This is a genomic window from Pseudoalteromonas luteoviolacea NCIMB 1942 (assembly GCF_001625595.1).
Lineage (GTDB): Bacteria > Pseudomonadota > Gammaproteobacteria > Enterobacterales > Alteromonadaceae > Pseudoalteromonas > Pseudoalteromonas luteoviolacea_A.
Genome location: NZ_AUXT01000010.1, coordinates 11,672 through 35,115, shown reverse-complemented (window position 1 = coordinate 35,115; position 23,444 = coordinate 11,672). Strand labels below are relative to the sequence as shown.

General features: G+C 41.6%; 16 protein-coding genes. 7 read left to right on the top strand and 9 right to left on the bottom strand.

Annotated elements, in window-relative coordinates:
* Positions 1–64: 64 nt before the first annotated feature.
* A complete protein-coding gene (locus tag N482_RS01435) occupies positions 65–4,114 on the bottom strand; it encodes a rhombosortase-dependent cadherin domain-containing protein (RefSeq protein ID WP_063375392.1) in 4,050 nt (1,349 codons plus the stop codon).
* Positions 4,115–4,341: 227 nt separating this feature from the next.
* Between N482_RS01435 and N482_RS01430 the strand changes: the two genes are divergently transcribed.
* Positions 4,342–6,174, top strand: a complete 1,833-nt coding sequence (locus tag N482_RS01430; RefSeq protein WP_063375391.1) for a TonB-dependent receptor — start codon at positions 4,342–4,344, stop codon at positions 6,172–6,174.
* Here N482_RS01430 and N482_RS01425 read toward each other — a convergent pair.
* Positions 6,171–6,560, bottom strand: coding sequence for a cytochrome b562 (locus N482_RS01425; RefSeq protein ID WP_063375390.1), 390 nt, complete (start codon positions 6,558–6,560; stop codon positions 6,171–6,173). The two genes, N482_RS01430 and N482_RS01425, sit on opposite strands and share 4 nt — an antisense overlap.
* A gap of 37 nt (positions 6,561–6,597) precedes the next feature.
* Between N482_RS01425 and N482_RS01420 the strand changes: the two genes are divergently transcribed.
* Positions 6,598–7,719 carry an ABC transporter substrate-binding protein gene (locus N482_RS01420; RefSeq protein WP_081227635.1) on the top strand — a complete coding sequence of 374 codons (1,122 nt, stop codon included), beginning with the start codon at positions 6,598–6,600 and terminating at the stop codon, positions 7,717–7,719.
* A gap of 191 nt (positions 7,720–7,910) precedes the next feature.
* Entirely contained in the window at positions 7,911–9,560 is a 1,650-nt protein-coding gene (locus tag N482_RS01415; protein ID WP_063375389.1) for a S8 family serine peptidase, read from the top strand.
* Here the strand turns inward: N482_RS01415 and N482_RS01410 are convergent, their stop codons facing one another.
* The 6 genes from N482_RS01410 to dnaK all read right to left on the bottom strand — a co-directional run bounded on the left by N482_RS01410 (position 9,561) and on the right by dnaK (position 18,042).
* Positions 9,561–10,379, bottom strand: coding sequence for an EamA family transporter (locus tag N482_RS01410; protein ID WP_063375388.1), 819 nt, complete (start codon positions 10,377–10,379; stop codon positions 9,561–9,563). It abuts the gene before it with no gap.
* 6 nt (positions 10,380–10,385) lie between these two features.
* Complete coding sequence (locus tag N482_RS01405; protein WP_063375387.1) at positions 10,386–11,336, bottom strand: phosphotransferase; 951 nt, start codon at positions 11,334–11,336, stop codon at positions 10,386–10,388.
* Positions 11,337–11,414: 78 nt separating this feature from the next.
* On the bottom strand, positions 11,415–13,667 hold the full coding sequence (locus N482_RS01400; RefSeq protein ID WP_063375386.1) for an acyl-CoA dehydrogenase: 2,253 nt from the start codon (positions 13,665–13,667) through the stop codon (positions 11,415–11,417).
* A 212-nt stretch (positions 13,668–13,879) separates the two neighbouring features.
* Positions 13,880–14,338 carry a Cys-tRNA(Pro) deacylase gene (gene ybaK / locus N482_RS01395; RefSeq protein ID WP_063375385.1) on the bottom strand — a complete coding sequence of 153 codons (459 nt, stop codon included), beginning with the start codon at positions 14,336–14,338 and terminating at the stop codon, positions 13,880–13,882.
* A 525-nt stretch (positions 14,339–14,863) separates the two neighbouring features.
* Positions 14,864–16,000, bottom strand: a complete 1,137-nt coding sequence (dnaJ, locus tag N482_RS01390; RefSeq protein ID WP_063375384.1) for a molecular chaperone DnaJ — start codon at positions 15,998–16,000, stop codon at positions 14,864–14,866.
* Between the two features lie 119 nt (positions 16,001–16,119).
* Positions 16,120–18,042 carry a molecular chaperone DnaK gene (gene dnaK / locus N482_RS01385; RefSeq protein WP_063375383.1) on the bottom strand — a complete coding sequence of 641 codons (1,923 nt, stop codon included), beginning with the start codon at positions 18,040–18,042 and terminating at the stop codon, positions 16,120–16,122.
* 219 nt (positions 18,043–18,261) lie between these two features.
* On the opposite strand from dnaK, the gene N482_RS01380 reads away from it, so the two are divergent.
* From N482_RS01380 to N482_RS01365, 4 genes are read left to right on the top strand one after another with little or no spacing between them, the layout of a single operon-like run.
* Positions 18,262–19,071 carry an acyl-CoA thioesterase gene (locus N482_RS01380; RefSeq protein ID WP_063375382.1) on the top strand — a complete coding sequence of 270 codons (810 nt, stop codon included), beginning with the start codon at positions 18,262–18,264 and terminating at the stop codon, positions 19,069–19,071.
* 59 nt (positions 19,072–19,130) lie between these two features.
* The gene (locus tag N482_RS01375) at positions 19,131–20,336 is read left to right on the top strand and encodes a PqiA/YebS family transporter subunit (protein WP_063375381.1); all 1,206 of its coding nucleotides are present in this window, start codon (positions 19,131–19,133) and stop codon (positions 20,334–20,336) included.
* On the top strand, positions 20,333–21,991 hold the full coding sequence (gene pqiB, locus N482_RS01370; RefSeq protein ID WP_063375380.1) for an intermembrane transport protein PqiB: 1,659 nt from the start codon (positions 20,333–20,335) through the stop codon (positions 21,989–21,991). The genes N482_RS01375 and pqiB overlap by 4 nt, the downstream gene beginning before the upstream one ends.
* Positions 21,988–22,581 (top strand): PqiC family protein, encoded by a 594-nt coding sequence (locus N482_RS01365; RefSeq protein ID WP_063375379.1) that lies wholly within the window; start codon positions 21,988–21,990, stop codon positions 22,579–22,581. Before pqiB ends, N482_RS01365 begins: the two co-directional genes overlap by 4 nt.
* Here N482_RS01365 and N482_RS01360 read toward each other — a convergent pair.
* The gene (locus tag N482_RS01360) at positions 22,535–23,080 is read right to left on the bottom strand and encodes a GNAT family N-acetyltransferase (RefSeq protein WP_081227633.1); all 546 of its coding nucleotides are present in this window, start codon (positions 23,078–23,080) and stop codon (positions 22,535–22,537) included. The genes N482_RS01365 and N482_RS01360 overlap by 47 nt on opposite strands.
* Positions 23,081–23,444: the final 364 nt, after the last annotated feature.

The following is a 23,444-nucleotide window of genomic DNA, read 5'->3' as shown; positions in this document are numbered from 1 at the left end:
CTAATTTCACAGAAAATGCCGAAAAAAAAGCGGCTATCGCCGCTTTATTTGTACCTTTTTAAGTTTAACGCTTACGTCTTCTTAACAACGCTAATGGTAAACTTAACAGCGTTAAGAATCCTAGTGAACCTGAATCACCGTCATTGTCATCGTCGTCATTACCTCTTACGTCAATTAAGTTAACGGTTACTTCTGTATATTCAGACGTGTTTCCATCGGTATCTTGGGCTCTCACACCAAACTTAATTACACTTTGGAATTCAAAGTCTAAGTTACCACGAACGACAATGTCTCCATTTGGTTCAATACTGAAAGGCGCATTACCTATTACAAAAAACTCTTTTACAGGTGTTGTATCTGGGTCTGGGTCAAAATATTCCAGTTGGCCTACAATAGTACCTAAAGCAGCATTTTCTCTTATTTCAAATACTTGCCCGGTTGGGATCGCTGGTTCTTGATTGTCGGCGCCCTGATCATTTGGATCATCAATAACTGTTACGTTAACTTTCGTGTAGTCAGAACTGTTGCCTTTACTTCCAATCGCTTTCACCGCGAATTCAAAGTATTCATGCGTTTCAAAGTCAATCTCACCTGATACCGTCACACCACCACTGGTGTTAACTTCAAATGGGACATTACCCAAAACTTCGAACGATTCAACAGGAGAGTCATCAGAGTCATTAAACTCTAGCATACCAATAACAGTACCGATCTCTGGGTTCTCAACCACTTCAAATACTTGCCCTTCGTCGATTACTGGATCAACAATCTCGTCATCCGCAGGATCATTTGTTACAGATACATTTACTTCCGTATAATCTGAGCTGTTTCCTAAAGTATCAATAGCGCGTACAAAGAAACTGTAATCATTCTCCATTTCGTAATCTAGCTCTACTGTCGCAAAGATTTCACCCGTTGCGTCAATCATAAAAGGTACTTCGTCTAGAACCATAAACCCTTCGACTGGTGATATGTCAGGATCAGGGTCACTAAACTCTAGTATACCGACTGAAGTCCCTTCTTGGTTATTTTCTTGCACTTCAAACGACTGTCCTTCTTCGATCATAGGTGCGCGCTTAGGCGGCTCATCGATATCTAACCTAAACGACTGTGTAGCCTCTAATTCACCATCACCCACCATTAACGTCATTTGTTGAGTAAATTCTGTAAACGGTCTTCCAGAGAGCACGCCATCTATAAACGACATACCTGGCACTGAAGGCTCCAATGAAATCATAAGCTGGTCATTGTCTACGTCTTCAATATGCTCCTTGAAGTCAATTTCAACTAGCTCATCAATATATAAATTTAAATCGTCCAACTGCTGAATGGCTGGCGCATCATTAACAGCTTTTACCGTGATATCGATAGTATGTTCATCCGCTACACCATCGTTATTTGGCGTATCCGTTGGTTCGTTTGTTGTACCTCTGAAAGTGAATGCGTCGTCACCATTGAAATTGTCGTTTGGTTTATATTTAACACTCGCAAAATCAGCCTGTGCTACTTGCGAACCCACTTCTAATGCTTGGTCTCCTGAAAGTAACATCCCGTTTTCTGAAGTTTGAACAATTTCAATTGAGTCATAGGCCTGCCCAAATTCATCGACCAGCACGTCACTTAACATCAACTCAGTGTCTTCTTCAATCTCTAAGATGCGATTTGCTTCGTTCTTAATCGCAACTTTATACGCGCTGCGCCCATGAGTGAAAGCAAATAGCTCAGAACCCTTAATAGCAAGTTTCGCAATATTAGTATTAGCAAGACCTGATCCATCAGCCATCCAGTTCATGCCACCATCTACGGATACAAATACGCCCAAGTCAGTACCAACAAACAGTCTTTGAGTATCCACTGGGTCTACAGCAATTGTGATAGCAGGCACATTAGGCAATCCATTGTCCATAGCTTGCCAATTTTGACCCCCATCAGTTGTCTTCCAAACATGGGTTACATCAAAATTAGATAAGGTTGCGTATATAATTTGATTGTCTTGGGGATCAAACGCGATAGAACTCACCGTCGCGCCAACCACAGGTGTCGCCTCTACCCATTGGGTTTGAGTGTCAGCTTGCTCGGCACTGTATGACACGTAAATTGAACCGCCATTAGTACCAGCTGCAACCGCATTTTCTGTATTTGGTGCTATCCCTATTGAATACACAGATCCGTTTAAAGCTCCGGAAGCAGCAGACCAACTTTCAGCTTGGTCGCTAGTACGCCATAGTTGATTACCACCAATCCATAATACTTGTGGATTTGAAGGTGCCATTTCAAATCGAGTAATAAACGGAAACCCATTATCCCCTGAAATGCCAGTCGTTGCGGCACTGAAGCTTTGACCACCATTGGTAGACTTTTGAATCGAAAGCCCCGTATTTTCCGCAAACATAATATCTGGGTTTGTCGGATCTATTGCTGTCCAACCACCATCACCACCCAGTATTTCAGTCCAACTATTAAACCCGCCATCTTGACCAGATAACGTGCCATTATCTTGGGTCCCCCCAAAGTAGCTTTCTCCATTGGGCTTAACAGTACCATGGTAAAATTGAGTTACAGCATATCCATTATTTAATGTTGACCAACTTACTCTTTGGGCAGGATCAGCAGCTGTATTACCGCACACCTCATCAAGGGTCAAGCGGCCCGCGAGAGCATTATCGGTTCTTTGAATACCCCCGTCATTACCGACAAACATTGTGGTATTCGTTGTCCCATTATAATCAGGGTGGAACACGATTTCATGATGGTCGGCATGCGCATATTGTGGATTTGTTGGGTCAAACCACCAAACGCTTGCAGGTACGAAAGATTGACCACCGTCATCAGAACGGAATACATCAATACCCCCAGTCCAAACGACATCAGGATTCACTGGATCTACAGCGATAATGTTATCGTACCAGCCTTGATTAAAGAACTGAGCCGTACCTCCAAAGCACTGATCAAACAATCCAAATACCGTATTACTTAAAAGCAATTTGGTGAATGAATCGCCTGTATCTTGTGTTACCGTAGTTACCCAGGTGGCGCCCATGTCTGTAGATTTATAAACCGCGTCCATCGCATGCGAGTTTCTATTAGCAGACAAGGCATAAATTATATTATTGTCAGATGGCGCAACGGCAATGGTTGTTCGCCCTTGGTTTGCACCATTAATAACCTGCACCCAATTTGCGCCCGCATCTGTACTGCGGTGTACGCCACCTGTATTAAAAGAGCCACATGCAGTTAACAAAACATCGACACTAGACTCGCTTAAAACAGTTAAATCTGTACACCCTACTGAAGCGCCGACAGGAACAAATGCAGTGCTCCAAGTAACACCGCCGTCCAATGATTTTTGAACACCAGTTCTCGTCGCTGCATACATTGTACTCGCATCATTTTTGCTAAACGCTATCTTGTTGATATATTGAAAATCACCATTACTTGCAGTGCTAGCAATCTGCTCCCATGTCGTCCCCGCATCAGAAGACTTGAATATCCCGTCGCCTCTCAGTGCATCAAAGTTGAAAAAGCCTTCCCCAGTACCCGCGTAGATAATATCTGCATTATTGGGGTCAAAAGTTAGAGTTGTCACCGCTAAGTTCGTTGCAAGATCACTCAACGGCTGCCAAGATGCACCAGCATCCGTTGTTTTCCATACCCCTCCAGCAACTCCAGCGGTGTACATTATGTCGTGATTGGTTGGATGAATAATAAGTGTTCTTGTTCGGCCACCAATGTTACCAGGGCCAAGTTCTTTCCAATCTCCAAGCTGTTGATTCTGTCCATCAGGCGCATTCAGCTGAGGCTGATAATCAAATAGAACTGAGTTTTCGGCAATTGAATAATGCGGCATGTTTTTTATTTGAGCCAGTGCAGCTGAATACTTTTCCGTCGGCAGTGCTGAAGCACCTATTGGTAGCCTCTGTTGTACATAAAATTCATGGGCTTCTTTCGGTTTATCATACCGCTTTGGTGTCTGAGATTTGCTAGCTGCTTTTTTCTCTAGAAAGCCTGCTTTCTTTTCATAAGGGGTTACTTGGGTATTCTTTTCAAAGGCTAAATATGCAGCTCCGCCGAGCGCTATTGCCACAGCAAGACTTACGGGGTGGAGAAGTGTCATTGGTTTTATCCCTTTTTTTCGTAACAAATTGCCGTCCTATCGGGTCAGCTAAATATTACTACTGGTGTTGAACCACAGATTTCAAAACACACCTATTTGCATAGCGTCAAAATTGTTTGAATCTTCACACGAACACATTTAACATCTTTCAGAACGATAGGTATCCGAGCAAAGTGTAGTAACAAATACCAATTAATCCACGGAAAAAACAATGTTTATGGAGATATATGATTGAATTACTGGGGTTAGCTGTTGCGTTAAACCACATTGAAGTTGTTGAGGTATATGCAGGAAAAAACCTACTACAGGAAGAGATATTTACTGATAGCGCCATAGAGACATTATCTCCAAGTATATTTAGTTCATCTAACACAAATATTGCAGAACAATTAGAACGTTTCTCTGGCCTTAACAAGGTGGGCCAAGGTGGTTTATTCCAAAGTTATAGTATTCGTGGTCTAGGAGGTTGGCGAATTAGAACCCATATAGATGGAATTCCTATCATCACAGACAGAAGAGCTGGTAACTCGGCCTCATTTTTGCCGCCGTCACTTGTACAAATGTATGAAGTAAAGAAAGGTGCCAGCTCTATGATGCATGGTTCTGGTGCTATTGGTGGAGTGATGAATCTCACGACCAAAAAACCGGAACACCCTACATTTAGCGCAACGCGTCAAGCGCCCAATCAGGGCACAAGCTTTTCCATTGGCAGTGGTAACATCTCGAACTCTTTTCTAGTGAGTTATCGTCGGGCTGACAATCAAGAGTCTGCATCAGGAGTGCCATTAAATACTGGCTATAAACAGTTTGCAGCATTGCTTTATCAACAAGGTAGCTTTTCAGGAGGGCTTGAGTACAACTTAAGTTGGTTACCAGCTGTGGGTAAAGATATCGGGAAAAGTAGTGCCAAGTACCCTTCTTCGCAAATCGCAATATACCCGAAGGACAATCATAGTTTATTTCAAGCCACGCTAAATTCAGACAGTTGGTTTCTAAAAGTATTTCATCATTATCAAAATTGGGATAGCCAAGTAGAGCGTATTGGCAGCAGAGAAAATCTGACCAGTTATCAGTCTCACACGTATGGAAGCAATATATACTCCAGCATCCACACACAAACTGCCTCGTGGCGCTATGGGGTCGATTGGTTAGCACGAGAAGGCATTAAAATCTCTGACCGAGAAACACCTATTTCATCAGCACCGCAAAATCAGGTATTGATAGATGGCAGTACTCTGAATATCGCCCCCTTTGTAGACACAGCCATTCAACTCGATAATGTTAAAGTAAACATAGGTGCTCGTTACGACTATTTCGAAGCAATGAATGAAGCACGTGATCGCTCAGATAATCATCTTTCCTACCAAAGCTCGGTAGAGCAGAAGTTCAAAAATCACTTTTTAAGAGTATCTTATGGGAGTGCATTTAGGTTCCCCGCTATGACAGAGCTTTATTTTAACGGTGTTACCCCTCGGGGAGACACGTTTGGCAACCAATTTCTTAAACCAGAAAAAAGTCGGACAGTAGAGCTAAACTATATTTACTCCCACCCCTCTTTTTCAGGGCGTCTAAATGTGTATAAAAGTACTCTAGATAATTTTATCGAACGTACCAAGCTGGAGAATGACGATAGGACATACATTAACTTGAACCGGGTAAATATAGGTGGGTATGAATTCGCACTGGAAACTAAGCCCACATCACAACAAAGCCTAAAATGGAATATCGCAAAACAGCATGCACAACAACACAATGGCAATTACGTGCAGGGAGTAGCGCCGCTAAAAATGAGTGTGACTTATCAATTTAATTTGCGTGAGATAGAGTTATCAACAGAAGTTACCCACCGATTTAAAAAGCACCGAGTGAGTTCTTCGGAGCAACCATTGCCCAGTTCAACACTGGTTAATGCTTATGCAAAGTGGCAACTTACTGACACGCTGAGTAGTACCCTTAGAGTATCAAACGCGTTAAATAGTGAGTTTAGAACTACAGCAGATGAAGACGCCCCCTTTGTTTCACAGCGTCAAATATCTTTGCAGTTAGACTGGCGAAATTAACCCCCAAATAGCAAGTCCCAAATACTTGGTGGCTCGTGCAGCTTGTGATACTCAATACGCAGGTCATCTATTTTTTTTAGCTTTGCTTTGGCTGAAACGAGGTTTTTAGATCTGGCCAAACTTCGAGCTTGCTTTGCAAGTTCTATCGTTTGTTCAAGGCCTTTTATGGACTCATTCGCCTTACCTTCTTGAAACCTTTGAGTTTTGGCTAGTTCCACTAGTTCAATAAATGCACCAATGTGTAAAGACATTTCACTGGGGGCTTGAGCCTTTACTGCAAGTTTATATTCATGACCCATCTTTTTCATGATCTGATTTAAATCTTGCACTTCGCCGCTATGTGCAAAACCAGACAACAAAATTGCTAGAATAATTATAAACTTCATAATCCCCCCTTCTTAAATTGCGCTAGTATATATAAATATGCAAACTGCACAAGAGCAACCACGTGTAAAGGGCGTTAACATTTTGAAAATTTATATCTGTTTATATTTGCTTGTATTCAGTATGTTTCCTTTGGTCCTTGGTGTAACGAGTATAAACGCTCATGCTTCACAGCCATTAAAAGTAACATTCATCAACCCAGGCTTTAACAGTGACAACCCAACTGGTAATTTCTGGTTCAATGTTTCAAACATCATGAATGCTGTCGCAGAAGACACAAATATCGAATTAACAACGTTATTCGCAGAACGCAATCATATTTTAATGAAAGAACTAACTAAGCAGGCACTAAATTCCGATGCAGAGTACCTAATACTCGTTGATGAAAAACGCGTTGTTACCGAGGTTCTTTTGTTGTCGGAAAAATCCCACCCGAATATTCTTTTTTTGTTAAACAGTCCTGATAAACTTGCACAGAAAAGGCTTGCAGCCAAAGGCTTTGGCGTAAAAGCATCAATCTTACCCGATAACTACCAAGCTGGCAGTATGCTAGCGCGTGAGTTAGCACTCAAGGGTAATCAAAAAGAAGTACAAGATAACACTCAGTCAATGCTTGCATTTTTGGGTGATATAGCGACTAATGCAGCGACAGAAAGAGAGCAAGGCCTACTCAGCTATACCAACAGAGTGTCCAATATAAATTTAATTGACAAGGTAGATGCTCAATGGTCAAAGCAGCGAGCTTTGGAATTATCACGTGGGCTCCTGCGTCGTTATAGAGACTTAGATTTGATCTGGTGCGCAAACGATGCAATTGCATTTGGGGTTAGCCAGGCAGCTGTCGAACTAGGGATCAGGGATAGGTTACAAATTGGCGGTATAAATTGGGACGACGAACATGACTCTAAATTGGATGTATCCATTGGTGGACATGTATTATTGGGCGGCTATTTACTGATCGAACTCAAAAAACTCCAACTTGGACTGGTGAAATATATTGGTACTCAAAAGATAGCAATTTTTAGGCCATATAAAAAAGAATTTGCCCCTATCTACAAAGCTATTCATGAAGATAAACTGCGCCAAGTGGACTTTTCTCAATTCATCAATGATAAAAAAGATTACAATATTATGACCATTAACAGTGAATTAAATTTCTAATCTTTTAATGACTCTTTTATTAAAATTCAATCCAAAACCAAATAAAAAATCAAAAATTTAATTCAAATTACACTTATGTTATAAATACATTAATCAAGATGATAAAATGAATGTTTTTCACGCAGTTGACAGTGAGTCGAATACCTGTTTTAGTTAAAATGGTTAACAACATGTAACTAGGACAAACAAAAATGAAACACAACTTTCTAACAAGCACTAAATGTACTTTACTTGCCCTTGGCGTTGCGTCTGCGCTTGGTGCTGCCACAGCACACGCGTCTAATACCGAGCGTATGATCGTTACTCTGAAAAGCGAAGCAATGACAAATACGTTGCCTGTTGCAATGTCAAACGCTGAAATTTCAGAGTTTAAATCACAGTCATTATCGCTGTTCGCAAATGACTTAAATACGACTGCAATCAAAACATTACCAAATATTAATGCAGTTGTAATGGAGGTAACGCCTGCGCAGTTGGCTGAGCTTGAGAAAAACGGTGATGTTGAAACGGTTGAAGTGGATCCAAAGCGTTACGTTCCTGAAGTAATTGAAGCGGGTATCTCTCCACTTGCTGAATCTACTCCTTACGGTATCAATATGGTACAAGCTAAGCTTGTAAGCGACGCTGCAGCTGCTAACCGCAAAGTATGCATCATGGATACCGGTTATCATCGTGCGCACGAAGATTTAGTTAGTGCTGGCGTAACTGGTGATGATGGTTACGGCTCTAATGACACAGGTCTTTGGTACAACGATGGTAACGGTCATGGTACACACGTTGCGGGCACAATCGCTGCACTAGGTGAAAACGGGACTGGTGTTGTGGGTGTTAACCCATCTGGTAACCTTGGCCTTCATATTGTTAAAGTTTTCAATGACTCTGGTCGCTGGGCATATGGTTCTGATCTAATTGAAGCGATTAACCAATGTGAAGCTGCTGGCTCTCACATTACTAGCATGAGTTTAGGTGGAAGTGGCAGCTCAACTGCTGAGCGCAATGCATTCGACCAAAGTTACCAGCGTGGTATGCTGCACATCGCTGCCGCAGGTAACGGCGGAAATAGTGCGCTAAGCTATCCTGCTTCTTATAACAACGTTGTTTCTGTTGCCGCAGTAAACAGCTCTGAAAACAAAGCGTCATTTTCACAATATAACAGCCAAGTTGAGATTGCAGGCCCAGGTGTAAGTGTAAACTCTACATGGAACAACGGTGGCTACAGAAGTATCAGTGGTACATCGATGGCAACGCCTCACGTTTCAGGTGTAGCGGCACTAGTTTGGAGTAACTTCCCACAATGTTCAAACGCAGATATCCGTGCAGCGCTTAATGCAACTGCTAAAGACAAAGGTGCAGCAGGTCGTGATACTTCATACGGTTACGGTATTGTTCAAGCAAAAGCAGCTTATGATTACTTAGCACAAGGTTGTGGCGGCGGTGATCCTGTTCCTGTTGCAAACTTCAGCTTCACGACTGAAGGTCTGAAAGCGACATTCACAAACTCTTCGACAGTTGGCACTTATAACTGGACATTCGGTGACGGAAACTCAAGCTCTCAGGGTTCTCTAAGTCACACATACGCGCAAGCAGGTACTTACGATGTAACACTTAAAGTAACTAACTCTGCAGGTGACTTTGACAGCATCGTTAAACAAGTAACTGTTGACGACGTAGTTACACCTCCTGGTTGTAGTGGCCTATCAGCTTGGAGTGCTTCGACGTTCTACCGTATTGGCGACAAAGTATCTTACAATGGATACGAGTATCACTCTACTTGGTGGTCAAAAGGCGCACACCCTGATGTATTCTCAAATGTATGGAGAAAAGTAGCTAAGTGTAACTAATCAAATAGAAAAGATTACACTAGTTACTAAAATAACCCCAATGCAGGACCACTGTGTTGGGGTTAACTTTTCTTGAAACAAATATACCCCTATCAAGCCTGCACCGATAATGCCAATAGCACGCTTTAACGCTTCCAAAATACCGGGCTGGATTTCTAACAATGCGACAAATTGAAGCGTAACAGCAAACGAGAAGCAAGCTGCTGCACTCACCCATAGACCCGCATATTGTACCAATTTAGACAGATCAATTTTTGGTCTAAATAGCAATCCATTAAAAACGAGCACAACAAGAGTGATATAAACAACATGAAACTCTATGGAGCTGAGCTTCAGTGCCTGCTTATCAAACACAATACAACAACCCCAACACATTGACGTTAGCAATATATAACCGCTGCCCGGCTCTATAAAAGTAAGCTTACCACCTTGCAGAATAAATGAAGCACTCACCAAAACAGCAATGGCTGAAACCTCAATAAAACTTAATGACTCACCTAGCCATATCCAAGCGAAAACGCCAGAAATTACGGGAGTTAAAGAAAGCATAGGTAGCATCACTGCTACTTTACCAACAGCTAAGGCTCGGATAAAACTGACACTGCCAATGCCTGCTAATAAGCCACTGATTGTCGCTGGATAAAAGTATTGAAAAGCAGGGACGGATTTATCTGCATAAAACCAATAGATCAAGTAACACGGTAATACTAAGGCGCTAAAAACGACCGACATTAGAGGAGCTGGGAAAAAGGCAGCCAAGCGCTTGCGTGTGTAGTCAAACCCTACCCAAAATAAAGCACTTACAAGAGCAAACTCCATGAATAGTTAACGCCTCTTAATTAGCATGTGGTTAGACTGCGCCGTCATATAATTATTGATTTTATGATGTTCTGGCTTCCATCCAGCCAAAAAACGATGAAAATCAGCCCAGATTATTGGCCACAAAGGTCTCCACTCACTTTCGACTTGTTTTCCGTCTATTTCACCGTGCGCTTTTCTCAATTGCGTTGTTAACGCTCTAAAATACGCGTCTAACATCGATTCGCATCGCGCTTCTAAACCTTGATTATCCAGTACGGTAGTCAGCAATAACATTACATCTGACAACCCAATCCCGACTCCCACATGCTGAAAGTCGTAACCGAGCACACCTTTGCTATCAAAAGCAAAGTTTGCAAGCTTGGCATCACCATGGATCATAGTTGTGAAATTTGTCGACGATAAAGCATCATCGATAATGTGAGCGTTCTGCTTGAGCAACCCATCAGGCATTTTTTTAAACTCATCTGGCCGAGTTTTGAGGTGCCAATAATTACCAGCCCCATATTGTTCAAATTTCGAGTGTTCCTGAGAGTTTTCCATCCAAGTAGCATGAAAATTCGCCAGCCACTCAATTATCTTAAGTATATCTTCTGTACATGCAGAATTTTTATTTATGAACCCTTTAGCTTCGTAATCTTCAAGCAATGTAACAAACAATCCGCGTTCGGCATGTAGCTCAAACATTTTTGGTACGTTACAGACACCTTTCAAAGCATCCGCACAATGTTGGTAAAACATTTGCTCTTTTTCGTAGCTTCTAACTTTTCGATTAAGAGAAAAACGCGTTTGCTTAATACTACTATGCTGCAAGTCTTCTGGAACTTGAGTCACCTTTGCTACATAACATTGGCTGCCAATCGAAAACTTTTCTAACGTGCCACATCCATTCCAAAGCGCTAAACACTGATCGGTACTTCGAGTATTAAGAAATTGTTCGTAAAGAATGGGCTGCATCTGTTTTAATCATTGAAACTTTTCGTGCAGTTTATATGAAACACCCGCTTATAGATATAAGCGGGTGAAAAAGGAAGGTTACTGATTAATTGCTGTTTTTAGCCCCTCGTCAATTTTTTCATCGGCGATAAGGTTTAAATCAAAATCATACTCATCTACGCGTATTGCTTTTTCACGCTTGCGGTTATAGTCGACAAGCTTGATGTATTCTTGCTCATTAACTACATGGGCAACAAAAGCATTATTTAGCGTTTCATCAAAGCTAACACCTGCTTTAATTTCTTTGCGTTTCAATGCCTTTTTGACTTTTGCAAGTGACTCTAAGCAAGCCATTTTTGCTTTATAAGCTTGCTCATTAATGTCATGCCCATCGTCTGGCGTTGGCTTAACTAAGTGAGTAATTTGCTGTTTAAACGCAGTATCTAGTTGTGCAGCTTTTGCTAATTCACGGATCATGTCATCGCTAATTTTAGGCATGCGATGTGTAAAGTTCACCGTAGCGATTCGCATAAATCGTCTAGCTGCAGCGTTTGGGAAGTTATCCAAGAACTTGTGTAACGCTTTCTCAGCTTCTGCAAGTGCGTAGCGCGTCGCGTAATGGAAATAAGGTGCTGCTTGGGCTCTGTCACTCTCAGACACTTTTTGCTCGTAGTAGCGAATGGACGCCATAGCTGCATACACAAAGCTCATCACATCACCAAGTCTTGCTGACAATAACTCTGCTTGCTTCAACTTGCCGCCTAGCACAAGCAGTGAGAAGTCGGCATAAACAGCAAGTTTTGCAGATAACTGTTGGGCAGCCTTTTCGTACTCTACTACTTCAGGTAATCTTGATGTACCTGACGCTAAGAATGGAAAAGCACCTAGCTTAAAGGCTCTAAACCCATTACCTACACTATATCCAATGGTCTTTCTAAGGCTCTTATTAAACTCTTTATCAGCCGTCGGAGACTCGCTATGAATTGACTCGACCATACTTTGCAGATATGGGTGACAACGCATCACCCCCTGACCGAAAATCATCAGGTTTCGAGTCAGAATATTAGCTCCCTCAACCGTAATTGCAATTGGCTGAGCTACATAGCCACTGGCCAATGTGTTTTGAGGACCGTTTTGGATAGCTTTACCCGCTAAGATGTCCATTGCAGAGTCCAATACATCACGGCCGAGTTCAGTCATATGATATTTTGCAATTGCAGTGACGACTGAAGGCTTTAAGCCCATGCCTAAACCTTCGGTAGTCAGAACACGCATAGACTCTTGTAAATACGCTTTACCAGCGATATCAGCGAGCTTTTCTTGAATACCTTCAAACTGGCCAATTGCAAGACCAAACTGTTCACGTACCGCGGCATATTCTGATGCTGATTTCAGGGCGACCTGACTAGATGACACCCCAAGTGCTGGAAGAGAAATCCCTCTGCCCGCTCCTAAGCAACTAACCAGCATTTGCCAACCACGACCAATATTCTTTTGACCTCCAATGATGAAATCCATTGGAATAAATACTTTCTTACCGCGAGTTGTACCGTTGTAAAAACGGATACCCATCGGGTCATGTCTGTTTCCAAGTTCGACACCTGAGTGGGACTTCGGTATTAACGCGCAAGTAATACCCAGTGATTCTTTACCGCCCAACAAACCTTCTGGGTCAAATACTTTAAATGCTAAACCAAGTACCGTTGCAATAGGTGCAAGTGTGATATAACGCTTGTCCCAAGTTACTTCTAGGCCCAGTACTTCTTTGCCCTCGTACATGCCTTTAGTAACGATCCCTTGGTCTGGAATGCCACCTGCATCAGAGCCAGCTTCTGGGCTAGTCAAGGCAAAGCAAGGGATATCGCGTCCGTTAGCAAGTCTTGGCAGATAGTGGGCTTGCTGCTCCGCTGTACCGTAATGAAGTAATAACTCTCCAGGACCTAGTGAATTTGGTACCATAACAGTTACAGCAACTGCTGACGACTTCGTAGCTATCGTACCAACGATTGTTGAGTTTGCATAAGGACTAAACTCAAGGCCCCCATATTGTTTTGGTATAATTAGCGAGAAAAATCTTTCTTGTTTCAAGAAATCTAAGATGTGATCAGGCAAGTGCTTAGAATTTTGGATCTGATTTTCGTCGATCATCGACATTAAAGTTTTAACAGGGCCATCCAAAAATGCTTGCTCATCAGCTGATAGCTTAGCTTCAGATACCGCTCTTAATGTGCCAAAATCTGGCTTTCCTTGATAGATAGAGCCTTCAAGCCAAACATCCCCTGCGTCTAACGCCTCTTGTTCTGTGGTTGAAATGCTTGGCAATATTTTTCTTAGCTGTGTTCTTAAACTCATAATAAACTCATCCGACCAGATAGATATACCTACATTACGGCATAAAAATAAAATTAGATCAATTGCTCAAATGAAAAAATTAACGATATTTTTACTGAATTAGCTAAACTATGCGGAAAAGTAGCCCAGAATTAATAGCTTACACATGTACGCTGAAATTTTTGAACACAACTTTTTTTTGTTTGACTATTGCGAATTATAGACAAATCTGGTTAAAAAGTAGCAAGCGTTGCTTTTGTAATCTTAATTAATATATTCGGGCATATAGAAATTTCTAGACCACGACGTCCGCCACTGACATAAATATTGGGATATTTCTTTGCCGTTTCATGAAGCACAACTGGGATATTCTTCTTATGCCCAAAGGGGCTTATTCCCCCTAAAAGGTAGCCTGTCGCAGTTTGCGCCCTATTTTTATCAGCCATTTGTGCTTTTTTACCACAAATCGACTTTGCAAAAGACTTCAAATCAACTTGTTGACTCGCTGGTGTTATACCTATGTATAGCGCTCCGTCGACATCTATGACCAAAGTTTTAAACACTTGCTGCTCATCTAGGTTAAGCTTTGTCGCCGCTTCTTGAGCATAATTGGACAGACTAGGGTCGTGCCTAAACTTTAACACTTCAAAGTCTACCTTCTGCTGTTTCAATAAATTTATTGCGGGGGTCATCACGCCTCCTTGATAAAACTAACGAAATATTGAGTTATCGCTTTGCGTCCCAACTCTTTTCAAACGCCTTTTCTTTCGTGTATTACAATCATTTTCAGGTAGCAAAATAAAGCTCATATTATACTAAAATATGCTCGACAATATGGGATTGTCTACTAGAGTAGTATATATCGGCAAACGCTTATTGAACCACGAGCACCTAATGCTTATCTTTACTGCGACACGGTTCTAAAAGCATCAATAGCCGAGTGAGAAAAGTAACATGAGTGTTCAAGTTGTAAAAGCATTAAGCATGATCATTTGCGCATGTTTGGTGGTGTTTTTTTTAAGTAACGAGTACCACTTTTGGCTTGACAGGTTGGCTTGTAATGAAAAATGTGAAGTCTTAGGGTGTCGCTCTGGAACACTGATTTCAGGAGAAGACCGATCGGACCTACTGTGCCGATGCAACGACGATATGGATTATCTCGTAATTTTAGACTGAGAGGTAAAACGGCGCCAGTGGCGCCGTTTTGATTAGATATTCTACTTGGTTAAGTCATCAAAGAACTTTTTAACGCCATCGAAGAACCCTTGAGCTTTAGGGCGATTTTTACTTGTATCACCACTCATGCTTTCTTCAAGTTCACGTAATAACTCTTTTTGACGATCGTTAAGGTTTACCGGTGTTTCGATAACAACCTTACAAATTAAATCACCTACAGAGCCACTTCGAACAGACTTTACACCCTTGCCTCTCATGCGGAACATTTTACCCGTTTGACTTTCAGTAGGTATCTTCAGGTTCGCACGACCATCTAGTGTTGGGACTTCGATCTCACCACCTAGCGCCGCAGTAGTATAACTGATTGGCACTTCGCAGTATAAATTGTTACCATCGCGCACAAATATCGGGTGCTCTCGTACAGATACTTGTACGTACAGATCTCCCGCTGGTGCACCATGCATGCCAGCCTCGCCTTCTCCAGAAAGTCTGATGCGGTCACCGGTATCAACGCCCGCTGGGATCTTAACAGATAAAGTCTTAGTCTTTTCTACGCGACCTTGGCCATGACATTTGTTACAAGGATCAGAAATTACCTGACCAGTACCCTGACAGGTTGGACATGTTTGCTGAACAGCAAAGAAACCCTGGCGCATTTGTACTTGACCTGCACCGTGACAAGTTGTACATGTTTTTGGTTTAGAGCCAGCTTTTGCACCACTGCCATCACAAGGCTCGCAGCTAACCCATGTAGGAACTTTGATCTCTACATCTTTACCTTTAACTGCTTCTTCAAGCGATAGGTCTAAGCTATATCTTAAGTCAGCACCACGTTGCTGTCTTGATTGACGACGGCCGCCACCGCCTCCAAAAATATCACCGAATACGTCCCCGAAAATATCGCCAAAGTCGGCTCCACCACCGAATCCGCCATGGCCTCCACCACCGTTTTGCTCAAACGCTGCATGGCCGTATTGATCATACATCTGGCGTTTTTTACTATCCGTTAGGACTTCGTACGCTTCTTTTACTTCTTTGAATTTAGCTTCTAAAGCTTCATCACCCGCAGTACGGTCTGGGTGATATTTCATAGCTAGGCGCTTATACGCCTTTTTAATATCACGTTCGCTAGCGTCTTTTGATACGCCCAATACTTCGTAATAATCACGTTTTGACATAGTTATCACACTACTCTTACAAGACAACTCTTCGGGTCAACCCCGATATACTGAGCCAAATTTTAAAAATACTAAGGGCGCGTCTAGCGATACCGCTGCGCGCCCTTAACAGTCAACAATTACTTGTTGTCTTTAACTTCTTCAAACTCAGCGTCAACTACATCGTCGTCTGCTTTAGCTGAACCTGATTGAGCACCAGCTTCTGGACCTGCTTGCTGTGCCTGAGCGTTAGCTTGTGCAATTTCCATTAGCTTTTGAGACTTTTCAGCAAGTGCTTGCGTTTTAGCATCGATATCTTCTTTGCTATCACCTTTGATTGCAGCTTCAAGTTCTGTTAGAGCGCCTTCGATTGCTGTTTTGTCATCAGCTGGAAGTGCTTCACCTGCTTCTTCTACTTGCTTGCGAGTTGCGTGTACAAGTGCGTCAGCTTGGTTACGTGCACCAACTAACTCTTCAAACTTCTTATCTTCTTCAGCATTTGCTTCTGCATCACGTACCATTTTTTCTACTTCATCATCGCTCAGACCTGAAGAAGCTTGAATTGTGATTTTCTGCTCTTTGCCTGTATCTTTGTCTTTTGCAGATACATGTAAGATACCATCAGCATCAACATCAAATGTTACTTCGATTTGCGGAGCACCACGCTGTGCAGGTCGAATACCTTCAAGGTTAAACTGACCCAATGACTTGTTATCAGTTGAACGCTTACGCTCACCTTGCAATACGTGGATAGTTACTGCTGACTGATTGTCTTCAGCTGTCGAGAATACTTGCGACTTCTTAGTAGGAATAGTGGTATTTTTCTCGATAAGTGCAGTCATTACTTGACCCATTGTCTCGATACCTAGAGACAGAGGGATAACGTCTAGCAGTAGTACATCTTTAACATCACCAGAAAGTACACCACCTTGAACAGCAGCACCTAGAGCAACAGCTTCGTCTGGGTTCACATCCTTACGCGCTTCTTTGCCGAAGAATTCTGCTACCTTAGTCTGTACTAGAGGCATACGAGTCTGACCACCTACAAGGATGATGTCATTTATGTCGCTTACAGAAAGGTCAGCATCAGCAAGTGCACGCTTTAACGGCTCGATAGACTGATTTACAAGATCTTCTACAAGTGACTCTAACTTAGCACGTGTTAGTTTAACGTTCATGTGCTTAGGACCAGTCGCATCAGCAGTTACGTAAGGAAGGTTAACTTCTGTTTGCTGTGCAGATGACAATTCAATCTTCGCTGTTTCAGCAGCTTCTTTAACACGCTGCATCGCTAACGGATCAACCTTAAGGTCAATACCTTGCTCTTTCTTAAATTCTTCTACTAGGTAGTTGATAACACGGTTATCAAAGTCTTCACCACCTAGGTGTGTATCACCATTAGTAGCTAGTACTTCAAATGTGTGCTCGCCATCTACTTCATCAATCTCAATGATTGAGATATCGAAAGTACCACCACCAAGGTCATATACAGCTACTACGTTATCACCTTGCTTTTTGTCCATGCCGTAAGCAAGAGCAGCAGCAGTTGGCTCGTTGATGATACGTTTAACGTCAAGACCCGCGATACGGCCAGCGTCTTTAGTTGCTTGACGTTGTGAATCGTTGAAATATGCAGGTACCGTGATTACTGCTTCTGTTACTTCCTCACCAAGGAAGTCTTCAGCAGTCTTTTTCATCTTCTTAAGTACTTCTGCAGAAATTTGTGGTGCAGCGCGTTTTTCGCCGCGTACTTCAACCCACGCATCGCCATTGTCAGCTTTAACAATGTTGAATGGCATGATGCTGATGTCACGTTGTACTTCATCGTCTTCGAAACGGCGGCCAATAAGTCGCTTGATTGCATAAAGCGTATTTGTAGGGTTTGTAACCGCTTGACGCTTAGCCGGTTGACCTACTAGTGTTTCGCCTTCTTCTGTAAATGCAATAATCGACGGGGTAGTACGATCGCCTTCAGCGTTTTCAATAACGCGCGTGTTCTCACCATCTAATACTGCTACACAAGAGTTAGTAGTACCTAAATCGATTCCAATAATTTTACCCATGTGAATCTTCTCCGACCTCAAAAAATTCGTTGTTCTGTTAGATGACTTGATAGATAAGGGCGGCAATCTCTAATTCAACCTTAAAATTGAAAAAAATTTCATTTTTTTTCAATTTTTTTTATTTTTAGGATGAACAGAGCAAAAAGCAGACAAAATAACTGCATTTATTAAGTTAGAGTATATAGTCTAATTTGATAAATAATAACATTTGGAAAAACCATGGACTTTGATACTCTCATTTCGTCATCACAACTGTATGAAGATAATTGCCAGCTTTCGGTACCAAAAACTTGGAGCCAAGGCAGAACCGTGTTCGGTGGATTAAGTTCAGCACTGATGTTAAAGCATATGTACCTTCGTATAAATGATGATACTCGCAATCTACTGTCCTTTAGCTGTAACTTTATTGCCCCCTTGTTGACGGAAACACCTTTTATTATTTCCACAAAAATCCTTAGAAGCGGAAAAAACGTCACGCAGGTGGAGACAACCATTCAGCAAAATGAAGCAACTTGCTTGGTATCTCTGGCTTGCTTTGGCATTCAACGACAATCAAAAATAAGCATCCCCGCAGAAGAGGTACCGAGTAAGTTAAACGAAAACATTAACCCGAAACAGACGCTCAGATATATAGAAGGGTTATTCCCAGCATTTATTCAAAACATTGATTTAAACTTACAACATGGCGCGATGCCATTTAGTGGGGCTGATTCCTCTGACATTCACGGCTGGATGAGGTTTAAAGATAAAGCGCGAGGTAATCTCGATGAGTTCAATGTACTTGCACTCGCTGACGCATGGCCCCCCACTTTACTTCAACTATGTGACTCTCCATCTCCAGCGAGTACTGTTTCTTGGTATATTGAATTTTTACAACCACTTGCTTTAAATGACAGTCAATGGCTTGGCTATCAGGTCTCGACTCATCAAGCTAACGGAGGATATGGTACCGAAGATGCAAAAATATTCTCTCAAACAGGTGAGTTAATAGCGCTCAGTCGACAAACCGTCGCTGTTTTTGATAGTTGATATTCTCCTAATGGTCACTCACAATAGAGGATATTCTTCATAGCACTTGCGTTTTTAATGTGATCATAGCTTGTCAACATTGCGACCACCTCGTCTCTATCGCAAAAATGGGCAGACAACAGCGAGCTGTTTGCCCTCACTGTGGTAATGTATTGGCCAATTGCCAAGTCAATTATAATCAAAGCATAAATGCGTTTGGGCTATCTTCAATTTTATTTCTTTTAGTTAGTTTACATCCACATTTTATTTCTTATGCACAGCATGGTTTAAAGCAATCAATTAGCCTAATTGAGGCCATATCATTGTTAGCTGAACATTTCAGTACGTTACTTGCTGGGCTGCTAAGTTTTACAATATTAGTCATGCCTCTAGCTGCATTGCTACTGATATTGTTAGCACACTCTCCTTTGTGGAAGCATTTAAACCCTCATAATGCCAGAGTGTTTGTTAGAGCACTAATGATACTCAAACCACTTAACCTTGCAGACATTTTCCTCGTTGCGGTGCTCATTAGTGCATTCAAATTGACCGAATTCGCAGAAATCGAAGTTGGGCTGGGTTTTTGGGCTTATGTATTATTTGTACTGTGCTTTATCGAAACTCTGTCACTATTGAGTAAAGAGCAACTTTGGGAGCGCGAGCAGCAAACCTTTTGTCCAGATGAGAAAACCTGCTCGTCACGGGCGCTGCAACAAAACTTGAAACAATGCCATGTTTGTGGGCAATTGAGCGACTCAATTCACTGCCCTAGGTGTATGACCAAACTTAAGTTTAGAAAAACAGACTCATTGGCAAAAAGCGCAGCATGGATGGCTACTGCAATGGTCTTGCTCATACCCGCATTGGCTTTGCCCATCATGGACACAATAAATTTAGGCTTGCACACCAAAGCCACTATTTATAGTGGCGTGGAGGTAATGTGGAATGCGGGCTCATATCCCGTCGCTATCCTAATCTTCGTGGCCAGTATTTGTATTCCTATAATTAAAGGCACCGCCCTATTTTACTTACTTTATCAAGTTAAGAAATGTACCCACCCAAAGCTTGCAAGTAAACTGTATGGAGCCCTTGAATTCATGGGGAAATGGTCAATGATAGATGTATTCGTCGTAATTCTCTTGGTTTCTTTGGTGCAACTTGGTACTGTTTTAAGTGTTGAACCACAATCAGGTATCGTATTTTTCACTGCTATGGTCTTATGTCAAATAATCTCAGTTAATCACTTCGACCCACGCTTACTTTGGGACAATCTAGAACAACAATGAACGAGCAAGCCTATATTGAATCCAAGCCGAAATTTTCAGTTATCTGGATTGTTCCCATTATAGCCATCCTGATTACTGGTTGGATGCTATATCAGCACCAATCCAATAAAGGTCATGTAATTTTTCTTAAAATGGAAAATGCAGACGGCATCATTGCTGGGAAAACAGAAGTCAAAGTCCGCAGCGTGCAAGTTGGTATTGTAGAGTCTCTACGACTTCAAATTGAGCAAAATGCGGTAATCGCCACAATACGTATTAATAAACATTACGACTCGTTATTGACAGAAGACGCGAAGTTTTGGACCGTAAAACCCCGTGTCGACGAGACAGGGATCTCTGGATTAAACACCTTACTTTCTGGCGTTTACATCGAGCTTTTACCTGGTGAAAGTGACAGTTCTGCAAGTTTATTTACAATGCAAGACCAACCTGCGCTGATATCCCCTGATGTAGATGGAGTAAGGTATAGCCTAACGGCCGCAAATGCTGAAGTTTTGGACGTTGGCACTGGCATTTTCTTCAGAAATTATAAAATAGGCCAAGTAGAGTCTGCCAAGTTTAACGAAAAAACACTTGAAATGGACTACGGCATTTTCATTAATTCTCCATATGATGAACTCATATCAAAAAATGTTATTTTTTGGGTAAACTCTGGTGTCGAAGTAGACTTATCTACAGAAGGGATCAGGGTTTCCACAGGTTCTTTGTCAAAATTGATTAAAGGTGGCATATCAGTGGATTACCCGCCAGCTGCCGAAGCTGACGAAATAGCGCGTGAAAACACTCAGTACAAGCTTCATAAAAACTTTGCCGTGGCGTTAGAACGACGCTTTGATCTGTTTGAACTCTACCTAATAGAGTTCGAGCAATCGATTAAAGGGTTAAGACCAGGTGCGCCTGTTGAGTATAGAGGTATGCGGATAGGTACTGTAGAGCAAGTACCTGCACAACTGGTAAGAGATGGGCAACCACTTTACTTTCAGCAAGACAATACCTCGATTCCTGTCCTTATTAAAGTTGAGTATGGCCGTATATACGACGTGGATGAACAAGCTAAACAGTATTGGCAAGGCAATATAGAAAAATGGATTAAAAATGGCCTTCGAGCATCACTAAAAAGTGGCAATTTGTTAACAGGTGCGGTATATATAGAGCTAGACTTCTATAGTTCTGCTAAGCCCGAGTCGATTGCTAAGCACTCTGTCTACCCAATTCTACCGAGTGTCCCTAGTGGCTTTACCGCTTTGTCTGAGCAAGTCATGGCGCTTTTAAACAAATTAAATAAGCTGCCGCTAGGTGATACGTTGGGTGAAGCGAAAAACACACTTACAGCTTATAAACAATTGGGCATAGAGACAGAAAAACTCATAAAAGAATTAAACAACAAAAAAGTATCAGAAAAAGTGGATAAGAATTTAACTCAATTACAAGGCACGTTGATTCAGTTAACTGCAAGCTTAAAACAATTCGAGAAAACTTTGGCAACCTATCAACAAGGTTCAGGTGTTATGGAGCAGCTCACTGACACTTTAAGCGAATTAGAAAGTTTGTCTAATACATTAAAGCCGGTAACCAAGAGCTTAAATGAGCAACCTAGCATGCTGATTTTTGATAAAAGCTCAGGTGAAGATCCTATCCCGAGGAAGGGACAATGAGACTAACCTCAATACTTGGCGTTTTTGCTTTATTTTTGGTTGGCTGTAGCAGTAACGTCGACTCTCATAAGTACTACAAGTTTTCGGTCAATGGTAAAAACTCCCCCGCTAAAATATCGGGATCAAGACAAAGAGTTTATATTGATACAATTTCAATTCTTGGGGCCGCAAATCAACAAGCATTAGTTCAGTATACTGATGAAAACCAAATCAATATAGCAAATTTCCATTACTGGGCCGAACACCCCAAAAATATGCTAATGCAAGCGACTCATACATACTTAGCTAATAAGGGCATTTATGCAATCCCACTTGCCTTTGCTGGCGATGACCTAGAGCAACACTTAACACTCAAAATTGTTGTACATGAATTTGCTGGCCATTTTACTAATGGCGCAGTGTTAAAAGGTAACTGGTATTTGTATCAACATCATAAACGCAACAAAACATTGCACAGCTCTAGCGCTTTCTCATTATCAAACTCATTAGAAAACGATGGATTTGAGTCATTAGACGCCGCGCATAAAAATAATTGGCTTCTTCTTATGAAGGATATTTCACAGCAGCTGAACCTGCCAGATCATGAGTAAATAGCTTAACTGGCTTGTTGTGTGGATCGACCTGTAAAAACCCTATGTCTATAAAACCCAATTTAATTAGCAGCCTTTGGCTTCCCTCATTGCTAAGATCTGTAATTGCATTAACAGCTGGTAACGCTAAAGTTGTTTTAGCGAAATTCATTAGCGACTTACAAGACTCCAACGCAAAACCCTGACCTGTAAACTTATCAATAAACGCATATCCTAAGTCGTGAGCTTTCAAATAAGGTCGCTGATAAAATCCAGCGACACCAATCTGCTCCCCAGTGCGCAAACAAACAATATAGGGCGCTGTAAGACCAGATTGATAAGGCGTTAAAAACGATTTTTGGATATATTCATTCGCACTAGATATATCAAAGACGTTTTTATCGCCAATATTGTCTATAAAACTCTTTTGATTCAGTAATTGGATGATAAACACTGCGTCAGAAAGCAACGCTTTTCTGATGATACATCTATGTGTGCTTAATACGGTACCTTCAGCCACGTTAGCTCCTTTTTCATAACATTCATATGGCCATAATTATACTTTGATTTATTTTAAGTCAATTTGAGGAACACTGCTGAACTTTATCACCTTAAAGGCTAGCAGGTAAGCCAGCAACGATAGAGTGATATCAAAATACCTATGGCGATTGTTCTATTAAATAGATGTATAGTTGATTTTGTTAGCCGAAAATTAGGGACTTTGTTCGTTTTTATTTTAACTTATCTGTGTAGGCAAGGTATTCTCTTCCTTTATTCGAAATAAGTTAATATCAGTGGATACATTCAGGGAAAGAGTGGTTCTCCCTCAAAGCTTAAGTAAATTACACTGTAATTTTTAAGCTTAGTTCAATTTGAGTAGGTAC